This is a genomic window from Achromobacter pulmonis (assembly GCF_902859765.1).
Taxonomy (GTDB): Bacteria; Pseudomonadota; Gammaproteobacteria; order Burkholderiales; family Burkholderiaceae_B; genus Achromobacter; species Achromobacter pulmonis.
The window spans coordinates 326,589-340,520 of the sequence record NZ_CADIJV010000001.1 but is presented as its reverse complement, the minus strand read 5'-3'; the positions used below and the strand labels follow the sequence as shown (position 1 = coordinate 340,520).

The 13,932-nt window shown below is 68.4% G+C and carries 8 protein-coding genes and 1 other annotated feature; of the genes, 3 read left to right on the top strand and 5 right to left on the bottom strand.

Features of this window, described 5'->3' with window-relative positions:
- Nucleotides 1–6: 6 nt before the first annotated feature.
- The gene (locus tag HV701_RS01540) at nt 7–771 is read left to right on the top strand and encodes an SDR family oxidoreductase (RefSeq protein WP_175131374.1); all 765 of its coding nucleotides are present in this window, start codon (nt 7–9) and stop codon (nt 769–771) included.
- Between the two features lie 169 nt (nt 772–940).
- Nucleotides 941–994, top strand: a sequence feature (sul1 is cis-regulatory element that is thought to sense ions involved in sulfur or methionine metabolism; They are found in Alphaproteobacteria).
- A gap of 82 nt (nt 995–1,076) precedes the next feature.
- Nucleotides 1,077–2,567, top strand: coding sequence for a SulP family inorganic anion transporter (locus tag HV701_RS01535; RefSeq protein ID WP_175131373.1), 1,491 nt, complete (start codon nt 1,077–1,079; stop codon nt 2,565–2,567).
- On the opposite strand, the gene HV701_RS01530 is transcribed toward HV701_RS01535, so the two are convergent.
- The 4 genes from HV701_RS01530 to HV701_RS01515 form a co-directional block, all read right to left on the bottom strand.
- Nucleotides 2,533–4,977, bottom strand: coding sequence for a TonB-dependent siderophore receptor (locus tag HV701_RS01530; RefSeq protein WP_175131372.1), 2,445 nt, complete (start codon nt 4,975–4,977; stop codon nt 2,533–2,535). The two genes, HV701_RS01535 and HV701_RS01530, sit on opposite strands and share 35 nt — an antisense overlap.
- A gap of 86 nt (nt 4,978–5,063) precedes the next feature.
- Entirely contained in the window at nt 5,064–6,014 is a 951-nt protein-coding gene (locus tag HV701_RS01525; RefSeq protein WP_175131371.1) for a FecR domain-containing protein, read from the bottom strand.
- Between the two features lie 6 nt (nt 6,015–6,020).
- Nucleotides 6,021–6,548, bottom strand: coding sequence for a sigma-70 family RNA polymerase sigma factor (locus HV701_RS01520; protein ID WP_175131370.1), 528 nt, complete (start codon nt 6,546–6,548; stop codon nt 6,021–6,023).
- Between the two features lie 151 nt (nt 6,549–6,699).
- Entirely contained in the window at nt 6,700–7,428 is a 729-nt protein-coding gene (locus HV701_RS01515) for an META and DUF4377 domain-containing protein (protein WP_217467940.1), read from the bottom strand.
- Here HV701_RS01515 and HV701_RS01510 point away from each other — a divergent pair.
- Complete coding sequence (locus HV701_RS01510) at nt 7,427–7,633, top strand: hypothetical protein (RefSeq protein ID WP_175131105.1); 207 nt, start codon at nt 7,427–7,429, stop codon at nt 7,631–7,633. The two genes, HV701_RS01515 and HV701_RS01510, sit on opposite strands and share 2 nt — an antisense overlap.
- A 211-nt stretch (nt 7,634–7,844) precedes the next feature.
- On the opposite strand, the gene HV701_RS01505 is transcribed toward HV701_RS01510, so the two are convergent.
- The gene (locus HV701_RS01505; protein ID WP_175131368.1) at nt 7,845–13,826 is read right to left on the bottom strand and encodes a DUF3320 domain-containing protein; all 5,982 of its coding nucleotides are present in this window, start codon (nt 13,824–13,826) and stop codon (nt 7,845–7,847) included.
- Nucleotides 13,827–13,932: the final 106 nt, after the last annotated feature.

The following is a 13,932-nucleotide window of genomic DNA, read 5'->3' as shown; positions in this document are numbered from 1 at the left end:
ACGATCATGCAGCAACTGACCGGCAAAGTCGCCATCATCACCGGCGCCAGCTCGGGAATCGGCTATGAAGCGGCCAAGCTGTTCGCCCGCGAGGGCGCCAGCCTCGTGCTGGTGGCACGGCGCCAGGCCGAACTGGAAGCACGGGTCGCACAGATCGAAGCCGATGGCGGCCGCGCCGTGGCGCTAGCGGGCGACGTCCGCGACGAGGCCCTGGCCGAGGCCGCCGTCAGCCTGGCCGAAACCCGCTACGGGGGCCTGGACATCGCCTTCAACAACGCCGGCATGACCGGCGAAGCCCTGCCCCTGCACCAGGTCTCGCCCGAAGCCTGGCGCGAGATCCTCGATACCAACCTGGGCAGCGCCTTTCTCGGCGCGCGCCACCAGATCCCGGCGCTGCTGCGGCGCGGCGGCGGGTCGCTGATCTTCACCTCCACCTTTGTCGGCCACACCGCCGGCATGGCCGGCATGGGCGCCTATGCCGCCAGCAAGGCCGGCCTGATCGGGCTGACCCAGACCATTGCTTCGGAGTATGGCGCGCACGGCATCCGCGCCAACGCGCTGCTGCCCGGCGGCACCGACACGCCGATGGGCCGCGCGTCGATGCCCACGCCCGAGGCGCGCCGCTACGTCGAAAACCTGCATGCGCTCAAGCGCCTGGCCGCCCCGCAGGAGATTGCCCGTTCGGCGCTTTACCTGGCTTCGGACGCCTCCAGCTTCACCACCGGCACGGCGTTGCTGGTGGATGGCGGCGTGTCGATCCATCGCGGCTGAACCGGCGTGGCCGGCGCGGTCTGCCACGGCGGGTCGGCCGTGGCCCTCGAAGCACGTTAGCCCGCGCCGGCGCCGCGCCACCCGGCATGCCTTGCTCCGCACTCCAACCTGTGTAAAATCCTGCCTCGACGCATCTGCAACGGATGCGCATCGCTACGACAGCGATCTTCGTGGACCCGGCATCGCCGGGTGGCTCGGCCGGGCGCCTATCCCTCGGACAATCCCAAGCGACTTACGGCTCGCTCCAGACTCGACATAGCATTTCGCTGCGATGCCGCGCTTGCTGACTTCAAGTTGGCCAAACCATGTCTTTTGTTTCCTCGTTCCGCCGTGACTGGCTCGCCAGTCCCCGCGCCGACATCCTCGCGGGCATCGTCGTTGCCCTTGCCCTCATCCCGGAAGCCATCGGCTTTTCGATCATCGCCCACGTCGATCCCAAAACCGGCCTGTATGCCTCGTTCTCGATCGCCGTCATCATCTCGCTGGTCGGCGGCCGTCCCGGCATGATCTCCGCCGCCACGGCCGCCGTGGCGGTGGTCGTCGCGCCCTTGGTGATCGAGCATGGCGTCGACTACCTGTTCGCCGCCACCGTCCTGATGGGAGTCATCCAGGTCCTGGCCGGATTCCTGCGGCTCGACCTGCTGATGCAGTATGTTTCGCGGTCGGTCGTCACCGGCTTCGTCAATGCGCTCGCCATTCTCATCTTCATCGCGCAACTGCCGCAACTGACCGGCGTCACCTGGGTCAGCTACGCCATGGTGGCGGGGGGCCTGGCCATCATCTACCTGTTCCCGCTGCTGACGCGGGTGGTGCCCTCGCCGCTGGTCGCGATCATTGTGCTGACAACCCTCAGCATCCTGGGCGGCCTGTCGGTCAATACCGTCGGCAGCATGGGCAAGCTGCCCTCCGCCCTGCCCTCCTTCCAATTGCCGGACGTGCCGTTTACGCTGGACACGCTGCGCATCATCCTGCCCTACTCGCTGACCATGGCGGCGGTGGGCCTGCTCGAATCGATGATGACCGCCCAGATCGTCGACGACATGACCGACACGCCCAGCGACAAACGGCGCGAATGCAAGGGCCAGGGCATCGCCAACTTCGTCACCGGCTTCTTCGGCGGCATGGGCGGCTGCGCCATGATCGGCCAGTCCGTCATCAACGTGAAGTCCGGCGGATCGACCCGGCTGTCCACCTTCGTCGCCGGCGCCTTCCTGCTGTTCCTGATCGTGGTGCTGGGACCGCTGGTCGCCCAGATCCCCATGCCCGCGCTGGTCGCGGTGATGATCATGGTGTCCATCGGCACGTTCAGCTGGCGCTCGCTACGCAACCTGCGCAGCCATCCCTGGCAATCGTCCGTGGTCATGCTCGCCACCGTCGTGGTCGTGGTGTGGACCCACGACCTGGCGCGCGGCGTGCTGGTGGGGGTGCTGCTCAGCGGCGTCTTCTTCGCCGCCAAGGTCAAGCGCCTGCTGACAGTCGAATCGAGCCTGTCCGCGGACGGAGCCACCCGCACCTACGCCTTCGCGGGGCAAGTGTTCTTTGCGTCCACCGACCGGTTCGCGGAGTCGGTCGACTTCAAGGAACCGGTCGGCCACGTGGTGCTGGACGTGTCCGCCGCGCATTTCTGGGACATCTCCGCCGTCGGCGCGCTGGACAAGGTGGTGATCAAGCTGCGGCGCGGCGGAGTGCGGGTGGACGTGCGTGGGCTGAACCAGGCCAGCGCCACGCTGATCGGCCGATTCGGCGTCCACGACAAAGTGCTCAGTACCGGTAGTTCACCCCCAGCATCGCACTGAACGGCGCGCCGTAGTAGTTGCTGTAGACGTTGGTGCTGGCGTAGTACTTCCTGTCCAGCACATTGTTCAGGTTGAGCGTGGCCGACCACTGGCGGTTGACCTGGTAGCGCGCCATCAGGTCGAGCACAGCGTAGCTGCCCTGCGACGATTCCAACTGCCTTCCACCCGGCCCCCGGCTGGTGAAGCCGCTGGCGCCTTCCCAGCGCACCCCGCCCCCTACCGTCAGGGCGCTCCAGTCGCCAGGCAGCCGGTAGGTGGTGTAAAGCTTGGCGATGTGGCGCGGCAACCCGACCTGGGTCGAGAATCCGCTTGGCAGGCGGCGGTCCACATAGGCATACGACAACTGCATCTGCCAGCCGGGCGCGAGTTCGCCGCTGAGCTCGGCTTCCACGCCGCGCAGCACGGCGCCATTGGCGGCGACGTAGGCGTTGTCGCCATTGGGCGCCAGCTTGTCGCCGTCCAGCATGGCATAGTTGTCCTGACGAGTGCGGAACAGCGCCAGCGCGCCGTTCAGGCGTCCGTCCAGCCAGGCGGTCTTCAGGCCGATCTCGTAGGTGTTGCCCTCGATCGGCGCGATGCCGCTGCCCGACACGGTCTGCGCCTGCTGCGGCAGGAAGATGCTGGTGTAGCTGGCGTAGGCCGACAGCGTCGGCGTCAGGTCGTAGACCACGCCGGCATACGGCGTGTAGACGCCGTGCTCGCGCATGTTGTCCGGATAGGCCGAGCCGTCGTTGTAGTTATAGGAGGCCTGCTGGTCCCACCAGGTGACGCGCGAGCCGAGCACCAGCGACAGCGCATCGGTCGGGCGCAGGCGCAGCGCGCCGTAGATCGCGCGCTGCTTCTCCGTGTAGTGGCGCTTGCCGGTGACCTGCCACTGCGGTTCCGGCATGTCGCCATCCCAGGCGCGCGCGTCCGGGATGGCCGGGTCGTAGCCCGGCGCGGCCCACAGCGGGTAGGTATCGTAGTCGCCCCGGGTGCGCGACAGGCTCACGCCCAGCACCAGGTCGTGGCGCCGGCCCAGCGCGTCGAAGGCGCCGCTCAGACTGGCGTCCAGCGCATTCTGGGTCTTTGGAATGGGCCACTTGGCGACCCACAGCGAAGCGCCCTGCCCGGTTTGAGGATTGGCCCAGCCGTTGCTGCTGAACCAGCCATAAGTGCGGTCATTGTCATCGCCGGTGCGCGACAGCGTCAGCGACCCTTTCCATGACGGCGTGAATTCGTGGTCGAGCGTGGCGAAGACGTTGTAGCGCGTGCGTTCCTGGCGGCTCCAGTTGGTGGCGGAATTGAAACGCTGGCGAAAGTCGGTCTTGGAACCATCCGCGTAATAGGCGGGAAAACCGAAATACGAGCACGCCGTGCATGTCTTGCGCTGGTATTCCGCGCCCAGCGTCAACAGGGTGCGTTCACTCAGGTCGGCTTCGATGACGCCATACAGCAGTCGCGAATCCTGCTTGACGCGGTCGATGAACGAGCCGCCCTCCTGCCAGGCGCCCACCAGCCGCCCGCGCAGCTTGCCTGCTGCATCCAGCGGGCTGCCCAGGTCGAACTCGGTGCGGCGGTAGTCCCATGACCCCACGCGGGCGCCGACGCCGGCCTCAAACTCGCGAGTCGGCCGCTTGCGCACAAGATTGATCGAGGCAGCCGGGTTGCCCGCCCCGCTCAGCAGGCCGGTGGAACCCCGCACCACCTCGATGCGGTCATACAACGCGGTATCCAGCCCCAGGGCATTGAAGTCCTTGTGGGTCGGCACACCGTCGACCTGCATGTTGGTGATCTCCATGCCGCGCGCATACAGGCCTTTTTCGTTGTCGTCCGCCGAGCCCTTCTTCTTGAAAACCAGGCCCGGCGTATTGACGATGGCGTCCTCCAGGGTATTGAGGCCCTGGTCGGTAAGCCGCTGGCGCGTCATCACCGAGACCGATTGCGGCGTCTCGCGCAGCGTCATCGGCAGCCGGGTGGCGGTGTTCGACACGCCGACCGTGTACGAATCGGTCGCCTCGCTGGGCAGGGGCTCGCGCGCCCCCAGCACCTCTACCGGCGCCAGCATCTGCGCGTTGACCACGCGCAGGCCATAGCGATTGCCTCCCTGGTCGATCGCTTCCAGGCCGGTTCCCGACAGCATCGCCGCCAGGCCCGCGGCCACGCCATAGTCGCCTTGCAGGCCGGCGCTCTGGCGCCCTTGGGTGAGGGTGGCGTCGAACGCCAGCACCACGCCGGCCTGTGCGGCAAAGCGGCTCAGTGTCAGGCCCAACGGTCCGGGGGGCAGGTCGTAATGGCGCGATACCTGCACGCTGGGCACGGCCTGCGCCAGCACCGGCGGCGCGGCGCCGAAGGCTGTCAAGGCAATCAGAACGGCAGGCGCCAGGGAAGCGAAGGCGGGGGGATGGCGAAGCAAGGGTACAGAAGGCATGGACTCAGGTTTCCGTGTGGCAGATCCGACGTAATCCCTGCTAAGTCGGACGAGGGCGGAAAAAGGACAATGCCGTGGGGAAAAAATCAGCGCCGGGCGACGATGCGGACGTAATAACGGGTGAAACGGGACACGCGGACCGGCAAGGCGCGCGCCACGGCGGCCAGGGCCTGGTCGGTGTCGTCAACCGGAAACGCCCCCGATAGCCGCAGCCCCGCCACCGCTTCGTCACATTGCAACAGGCCCGGCCGATAGCGGTCGAGGCGGGCGATGAAGTCGTCCAGCCGCCAGTTGTCCACCACCAGCAGGCCGCGGGTCCAGGCATCGGGTTCGCCGACGATGACGCCCGTCGTTTGCGCGCCCGATAGTGTCAGCGTGCCTTGCTCGCCGGCATGCAGGATCAAGGGCGCGCCCCCGTTGGCGGGTGCCAGCGCGACGGCATGGCGCAGCACTGCGACCCGCGTCATGCTGTCCAGCCGAGTGACGAGAAAGCGGGTGCCCAAGGGCCGCACGGCGCCATGCACGGTGAGCACACGCAGGGGCGGCAGGCCGGGCCGGGCATGTTCGGTGTCGATCAGGATTTCACCGGCATGCACGACGATGCGGCGCTGGCCGGCATCGACCGTGACGTCCACGGCGCTGGCGCTGTCGAGCCACAGCAGGGTGCCATCGGCCAACCGCAGCTCGCGGCGCTCCCCGGCCGCGGTACGGTAGTCGGCCAGCATCCGTTCCATCGGCAAGGCGCGCCAAGCCGTCAGGCCGCCCGCGCCCAGCAGCACCACCACGCCCAGGCCATTACGCAGCGCGGCGCGGCGGCGCGAAAAATGCCGGTCGGCGCGGTGCAGCGTGTCCGCGGCCAGCCGCGCCGGCGCGGCCCCCAGCGTGCCCCGCAGCCGTTCGACCTGGCGCCAGATGCGCGCATGCTCGGGATCGGCCGCCAGCCACCGCCCATGCGCGGCCAGGTCGGCCGCGCTGACATCGTCCGCACAGAGCCGTGCGTACCATTGCGCCGCCGCGGCGATGGTCTTGTCCGCCATGGCCGCCTACGGCCTGGCCAGCGCGTACACCAGGCAATGCTCGGTGGCGCGCGCCATGTACTTCTTGACGGAACTGACCGTCACGCCCAGGCGGACGCCGATCTCGGCATAGCTGGCCCCTTCCAGCTGGGACATCAGAAAGGCGCGCCGCACTTTGTCGCCCAGACCGTGCAGCATGGCGTCGATCTCGCGGATGGTTTCGAGCAGGATGGCCTGGGTCTCGGGGGACATGGCGCTGGCCTCGGGCTGCTGCGCCAGCGTTTCGAGCCAGGCGCGCTCGAGCGCCTGGCGCCGGATATGGTCGACCAGCGTGCGCTGCGCCACCGTCGCCAGGAAACTGCGCGGCTGCCGCACGCCCTGCAATTGCGCCATCGACGCCGGCGAGGCCAGCAGCCGCAGGAAGGTGTCCTGGGCCAGGTCGGCGGCCTCGGTCGGCACGCTCAGGCGCCGCAGCAGCCAGCCGCGCAGCCAGCCATGGTGGTCGCGGTACAGCCTGCCCAGTTCGCGGTGTTCCAGGGATTCCGTGGACGACATGGCCGTCGCATCAGCGCCTTGTGAATTTCAGGAATGGGAATTGTAATCATTATTGATGCGGACGTTCAATTGCCGCTCCCCGCCCGATCCGGCCGGCGCCTCACGACGCCGGCCGCGTAACGCATCGCGTCCATGCGGACGCGACCCAGACCTACTTCAGCTTGCCCGAAGCGTCCTGCTCGACCACCAGGTCCAGCACATACACCTTCGACGGCGCATCCGCGGGCGGGTTCTTCCAGTCGTAGCGCTTGACGCGCAGCACCGTGCGCACGCCGTCGCGGTGGTCGTAGCCTTCGATCGATTGGTACAGCGGGTGCCAGTCTTCCTGCGGCGGCAACTGCACGCCGGCGTCGTTGTAGCGGCGCTCGCGCACCATCAGGCACTGATAGCGCGGGATCATGGGATGGCTGCAATCGACCCGCCGGGGCGCCACCTCCAGGAACATGATCTCGCCGGCGCTGCCATACAAGGTTTCCGGCGTCGGTTCGCCGACGAACGTCAGCACGCTGCCGTCGGCCGCCACCAGCGCCAGCTCGGGCTCGGCGGCATCGCCGCCGAGGGTGGCGCGCAGGTCGCCCTTCAGGCGCTGGCCGATGGCGGCGTCCAGCTGCATCAGGGCCGGCTCGCAGGCCTTCATGGTGGCAGCCAGGTTGGCCACGTGCAACACGCCGTCCTTGTAGGTATAGCCGCCGAACTGCGCATTGCAGCCGCCGCGCACGTTCATGGCGTCGGCCGTGAACGACAGACGCAGGGGCTGTTCAACCCCCTTTTGCAAGGCGGGAATGGACTTGCCCGAAGCATCGGTGGCCGACACCAGTCGCCAGTAGTACGCGGGCAGGCTCAGCGCATTCGCGGCGGCCGTGGAGGAAGAACGGGGCATGGTGGACGATCCTTCGCCAGGAGTGGAAACCGGTGCGCAGGCCTGCAGCAGCGCGGCGCAGACGGACGCCAGGAGCATTGTTTTTTTCATGGGCTTTTCCTATCAGCCGGAAGGCACTGGTAAAAACCCGGATTCTACGTCCGCGGCATGGACGAAACAGACCGGCTCTGTCCTGGGACGTATCAAAATCTTGCCACGTCGTTGAACGCGCGAAGTCATCTTCCGCCCACCAGATCGCTCGCTTCCCCCGGGACCGCACGAGCGATTCCAGCGCCCGGGGCGAATGGATCGCCGCCCTTCGGGCAATTACTTTCTGACACGCACGCGCTCCGGCCGGCGCAACGATGCTGCGCAGTGATGCGGATCTTTGCAGCATTGAGACGCGCCATCCATCGCGATGGCGCGCCCGCGTCGCGTCAATCGACCCGCAGCATGCCGGCCGCTTCGCGCACCCGGCCTTGCGCCAGCAGCGCCGCCAACGCCAGCCCCAGGCGCGCCTCGGCATCCGCCAGGGTGCGCGACAGGCCCAGCAGGCGGCAAACCGACTTGACCACGTCCGCGCGCGGCGCATTGCCGGTCATGGCCAGCACGCGCAGGATGCCATTGGCCAGTTCCTCCAGGCAGACGTCGTCCACGCGGCGGCGCGTGGCCTCGTCCTCGCCCGCGCCACGAAATCCCGCCCAGGTCGCGGGCTGCGCCTGCGCCGGCCATAGGAAAGTGACCTCGCCTTCGCGGGTGCGGCCAATATCGGCGGGCGTCAGCAGGCGCAAGCGCTCGACGATGCGCGCCCCGGTGCGCTCCAGGCCCCAGGCCCGCGCCACCCGGCGATACAGCACGCTTTCGGGAAGCGGCCCTTCGGTCTCGATCACCTGGCGCAAGTCGGCGCTCAACCGCTCGTTGCTGGCCCGCGCGTAGAACGCCTGCGCGTCGCCCGCCGGCAGGTCGGTCACCGGATAGGTATCGATGCCGCCCGCCGGCTCAGACGGGCCTGGCGGCATGCCGCCCTCGGTGGTGATGGCGAAGGCCACGCCATCGTCCGCCGCGCCCTCTTCTTCGGGCGGGAGTTCGGGTTCCTGCGGCGCCTCCTCCTCTTCCTCTTTACGCGCAAGTTCCGCGTCCAGCCGCGCCAGCAGCTTTTCCTCTTCGCGCCCGGGATTGATCCACCAGTCGGTCGACCAGATCCGGTGCAGGCGCCATCCCAGCCCTTCCAGCACCACCTGGCGCAGGCGGTCGCGGTCGCGCGCGGTGGCGCCGGCGTGATAGGCCCGGCCGTCGCACTCGATGCCGAGCAGGTAGCGTCCCGGCGCGCGCGGATCGACCACGCCCATGTCGATGCGGTAGCCCGAGCAGCCGACCTGCGGATGCACCACCCAGCCGCGCTCGCGCAAGACCTTGATGACCTGCGTCTCGAACGGGCTGTCCGGCTCGCGGCCGCTGGGCAGCGATTGCGCCACCAGCGCGCGCGGCCCCTTCAGGGCGAACTCCAGGTAGTGCTTCAGGTCGCGCACGCCGGCGGCGCGCACGCGCGACAGGTCGATCTGCTCCGGCAGCAGCGTGCTGTAGATCACCACGCCTTCGCGGGCCCGCGAAATCGCCACATTCAGGCGGCGGTGCCCCCCTTCGCCGTTGAGCGGGCCGAAGTTCATCGTCATCTTGCCGGCCGCGTCCGGGCCGTAAGTGATCGAGAAATAAATCACGTCGCGTTCGTCGCCCTGCACGTTCTCCAGGTTCTTGATGAAGAGCGGTTCGCGCCCCTGCGCCGCGATGGCCCTGTCCAGCGCCGCATTGGTGCGGCGGCGCGCGTCCAGCAGGGTCTCGATGAGCGACTGCTGCGGCTGGTTGAACGTCACCACGCCCAGGCTCTGGCGGCGGCGCGCCGGGTCCAGGTAATGCTGTTCGATGCCCTGGACGATGGCATCGGCCTCGGCGCGGTTCGTGCGGCTGCCGCCACGGTCGTAGACGCCGGCCACGCGCTCCAGCCGCACTGCCACATCGTCGGTGACCGGCGACGGAAAGGTGATGAGCTGCGAGTCGTAGTAGGTCACGTTGCTGAAGGTGATCAGGCTTTCGTGCCGGCTGCGATAGTGCCACTGCAGGCGCAGGCGGTTCATGTCGGCGCCCAGGCATTCGTCCAGGATGCTTTCCAGGTCTTCCACCAGGCCATCATCGCCGGCGCCATCATCCTCGTTGGCTGATTTGCTGAAGAAACTGGTGGGCGGCAACTGCTTGGTGTCGCCCACCACCACCAGCTGCTGGCCGCGCGCAATGGCGCCGATCGAATCCCACACCGGGATCTGCGAAGCTTCGTCGAACACCACCACATCGAACTGCGAATGGCCGGCATCCAGGTATTGCGCGACCGACAGCGGCGACATCAGCAGGCAGGGCTTGAGCCGGGGCAGCAAAGACGGCAGGCGCTGCATCAACTGGCGCACCGGCACATGGCGCGTCTTCTTTTGCAGCTCGCGGCGCAACAGGCCCAGCTCGCTGTCGGGACTGACCAGCACGGCGTTGCTGGCGGGGACCTTGCCCGCCAGCAACGCCGCGATATGGGCGCACGTCAGTTGCTGGAAGCGCTCATCGGCCTCGCGGAACTCGCGGATCTTGCGGTCGTGATCGGCGCTGGAGAACGAACGCAGCAGCGGCGAATGGTCGATGACCTTCTTGACCCACCAATTGCGGTAGCTGAATTCGAAATGGGCCTCGACCCCGGCCAGCGGCACGCGCCCCGATTCCAGCGTCGCGACCAGGCCCTGCAACTGCATGCCGACCGCCTGTTCGCGCGCCTGGCGCCAGACGCACCACGACATCAGGCTCTGCCGATTGAGGCGCCAAGCGGCCAGCACCGCCTGGATGCGTTCGAGCGCGCCGTCATCACCAAGCGCCCCTGCCAGCGGCATGGTGGGCCGCGCCAGCGCCTCCAGCGCGGCAAGCTGGTCGCGCAGCGCGCGCCAGGCATCGCGGGTGTCGAGCAAACGCTGGCAGAGCGGCGCGCCCGGCTGCAGCAAGGCGCGGTTCTCGCCCACCAGCGGTTGCAGGCGCGTGCGCAGCGCGGTGGCCGCGGCCGGATCGCCGGCCATCAGCGTGACCGCTTCGGCAAAACGCTCGGCCCATTGCTCATGGCGCCCAACCTGCTCCCAATCCGTTGCCAGGCCGGCGTAGTCATTCAGCAGCAGGCGCTCGGCGTCGGCCTTCAAGGCCGCCAGTTCACGGTCTTCGGCGTTTACGCGCGCCAGCGGCTCCAGCATGGCGGCGATGGCGGTGTCGTCCGGACGGCGCGCGTCGGCACGATACGCCGCCAGCCGCTTGCGCACGCCGCGCCTGGCGAAGACCGACTTGGGCCACCAGGCGGCGCAGGCGGCCTGCCACTCGGCCCGCAGCGCCGTGGCATCCAGGTCCGCCAGCCGGGCCTGCCAGCCCGTTCCGACCTCGGCCCAGCAGGCATTGCGGGCCAGCCCATGGCGGGCCAGGGCCTGCACCCGCAGGCGCGCGGCCGGATCGTGCGCCTGCGCGGCCAGGCCGGCGGGCACGCGCGGCGCGGCCAGCAAGACATCGATCAGCGTGTCCAGGCGCGCGCAGGCATCCAGGCTCAGCCCGGCGGCCGGCACGCCTAGCTCCGCGCCGGCGGCATCCGCGCACGTTTTGAAAGCCGCCACCGCCTGATCCAGCGCCTGCGCCGCCGCCAGCAGCGCGTCCTGCCAGCTCGGGCTCCACTCGGTCATGCCGATATGCGCCAACGCGTGGCCATGCAGCGTGCCCAACTCGCCGGATAGCGTCGACATGCGCCGCGCCGCCTCGCGCAGCCGCGCCAGGTCTTTTTCATCATGCGACTGGGCATCCGGCCAGAACATGGGCGATGCTTCCTGACCGGCGTGCCGGATGCTGGTTCCGATGGCGTCATAGACCGTCAGGCCATTGGGGTGCCGCTGGTGCAGGGCCTGGACCAGCCCGTTCAGTGCCTGGCGCAGCACGCCCAGGCGCTCGGCTTCGCGGTTCCATTGCTCGCTGGTGCGCTGGCTGCCCAGCTCCAGCGCCTGGCCCAACTGCTGCAGCACCTCGGATTTACGCGCCTTGGACGAATGCAGTTCCAGGCAGAACGGCCCCAGGCCGATCTGGGCCAGGCGGCGATACACCACTTCCAGCGCCGCCATTTTCTCCGAGACGAACAGCACGGTCTTGCCGCGCGCCAGCAGGTGCGCGATCAGGTTGGTGATGGTCTGGCTCTTGCCCGTGCCGGGCGGCCCCTCCAGCACCAGGTCGCGGCCGGCGTCGACCGCGCAGATCGCCTTCAATTGCGAGGAATCCGACAGCAGCGGCGTCAGCAGGTCTTCCGGCCGGTAGTTCTCGTCCAGGCGCTCCAGGCGCGGATCCCAGGGTTCCTGCGCAAAGGCCTGGCCGGGATGGTCGATCAAGTGCCGCACGACGCGGTTGGCCTTGAGCTGGCCGCTGCGGTCCTGAAGGTCCTTCCACATCAGGTACTTGGTGAAGGAGAAAATCCCCAGGTGCACCTGCTCCAGCACCTCCCAGCCGGCGATCTCGCGCACCGCCAGCCGGAACGCCTGCAGCACCCGCGCCACATCCACGCCTTTGTCGTCGCTCGGCAGAACGTCCAGGCCGGGAATGCGCAACTCATACTCGTTGCGCAACATCTGCAGCAAGGTGGGATTGATGATGGTCTCATCGTCGTGGCGCACCAGCCGGAAACCGCTGCGCACCGACTGGCGCTGCAGCGACACCGGCATCAGGATCAGCGGCGCCAGGTGCGCGCTTTCGGCGGCGGCATGCTCGGTCCAGCGCAACATGCCCAGCGCCAGGTACAGGGTGTTGGCGCCGCCCTCTTCCAGGCCGGTGCGCGCGGCGCCGAAAATATTCAACAGGTTGGCGTCCAGCGCCTCCTGCGGCACGCGGGCGATCAGTTCATGATTGGCCAATGCCTCCAGCGCCATGTCGTCCAGCGGCGCGCGGCCGCCGCGGTCGACATGCACCTGCGCCACGCGCGGGTCGCTGCCCTCCATCAAGGCCGCCGGCAGGGGCCGTATGCGGAACTCACTGCCCTCGGCAATGGCATCTTCCAGCCGTGCCAAATCGGGCACCACCAGCGGCAGCGTGGACTTGGTGAGCTTGAAGTTCAGCAGCCGGTTGCGCAGTGTCAGGTCGAGCAGGCGCGACTTCCACCTGGCCAACCGGCCTTCGGGCGTGTCGTCGGCCGGTTCCAGGCTGATGACGAACTCCGGATCCAACGGCGGCAGAGCAGGCATCGGTTCGATGGCGGCGGGCGCTTCGATGGCCGGCGCCGCCTCGGGCGCCAGACCCGCGCCGCGCGCCGGCAAGGGCTTGATCTGCAATTCGCGCGCGCGATGCACGTCGATGGCATAGCGGAAGGTATCCGCTTCGCGCAGGTGCGCCGCGCCCTGCTCCAGCGCCAGCCGCAAGGAGGGTCGGAAACTCGGATGCTGGGCGATGCCGGTGGTCTCGAACACCAGGAACTCGCCGCTGTCCACGCGCTTGCGCACGGCCTGCACATCGTCGGTCAGGGGATCGGGGAAACTCGCCGGATGCAGCCACACCCCCACCCAGGCGTGGCCTTCCTTCATCAGGATCACGGGGCGCAGCCCGGCCTGCTCCAGGCACGACGAGAACAGCATGGCCAGATCCAGGCAGGTGGCCACGCGGGCCTCCAGGATGCGCTCCGGCGTGCGGATCTTCTGGCCATCGACACCGAAGGAGGCCGGCGGCTCGGCGTAATGCAACGCTTCGGCCGCCAGCGTGCTGTAGATCACCGACACCTGCTGCCACACGACATCGCGGCGCTTGGACTGATAGCCGTTCAGGGTCAGGTCGGCCTGCTGTTCGCGCAGCAGCCGGGCGGCCTTGCCGATCAGCGCATCCACGGCCCGATTGTTGGGCATGGAAAACGCGGCCAGCAATTCCGGCAGGGCGCGCGTGCCGGCCCACTGGTCATAGGCCAGCACGGCCACGGACTGCGTCGCGCGGCCCACTTCCCGGCCGGCCGCCAGCGCCGTGACCTCGATGGCGGCACGCTGCGCTTCCTGCAGTCCGGCCAGGTAGGCATGGTCAGGCGCCAGGTCCAGCGGCGCAATGCGGCGGATCTCGCCCGGCACCAGCATGTCGAAGCGCAGCCGCGCGCCCTGGGCGAATGCCGGATTGCAGCGGATCGCGATTTCGACGTTCTCGAAGGTCTCTTGCGAGCGATTGGTCAACCGCAGCGACCGCAGCACCGGCACCGCGTTCTGGATCGACGCGTAACCCAGCGTCGGATCGGCCTCGATGTCGATCGTGAGGGCGTCCAGCGCGACCGGCGCCGGGCCGGCCGGCCCGGCGGCATGCGCCGCGCCCTCCTGCAGGGCCAGGGGAGCCAGGTCTTGTCGCTTGTCCATCGATCTCTCTCTGCTCGGTTCATCGCCGTCAACCGGGCACTATAGACGGAAATCGATGGAATATTCGCCGCCTTCCCGACGTCCACACCAGTAGGGCCCGCTGCCG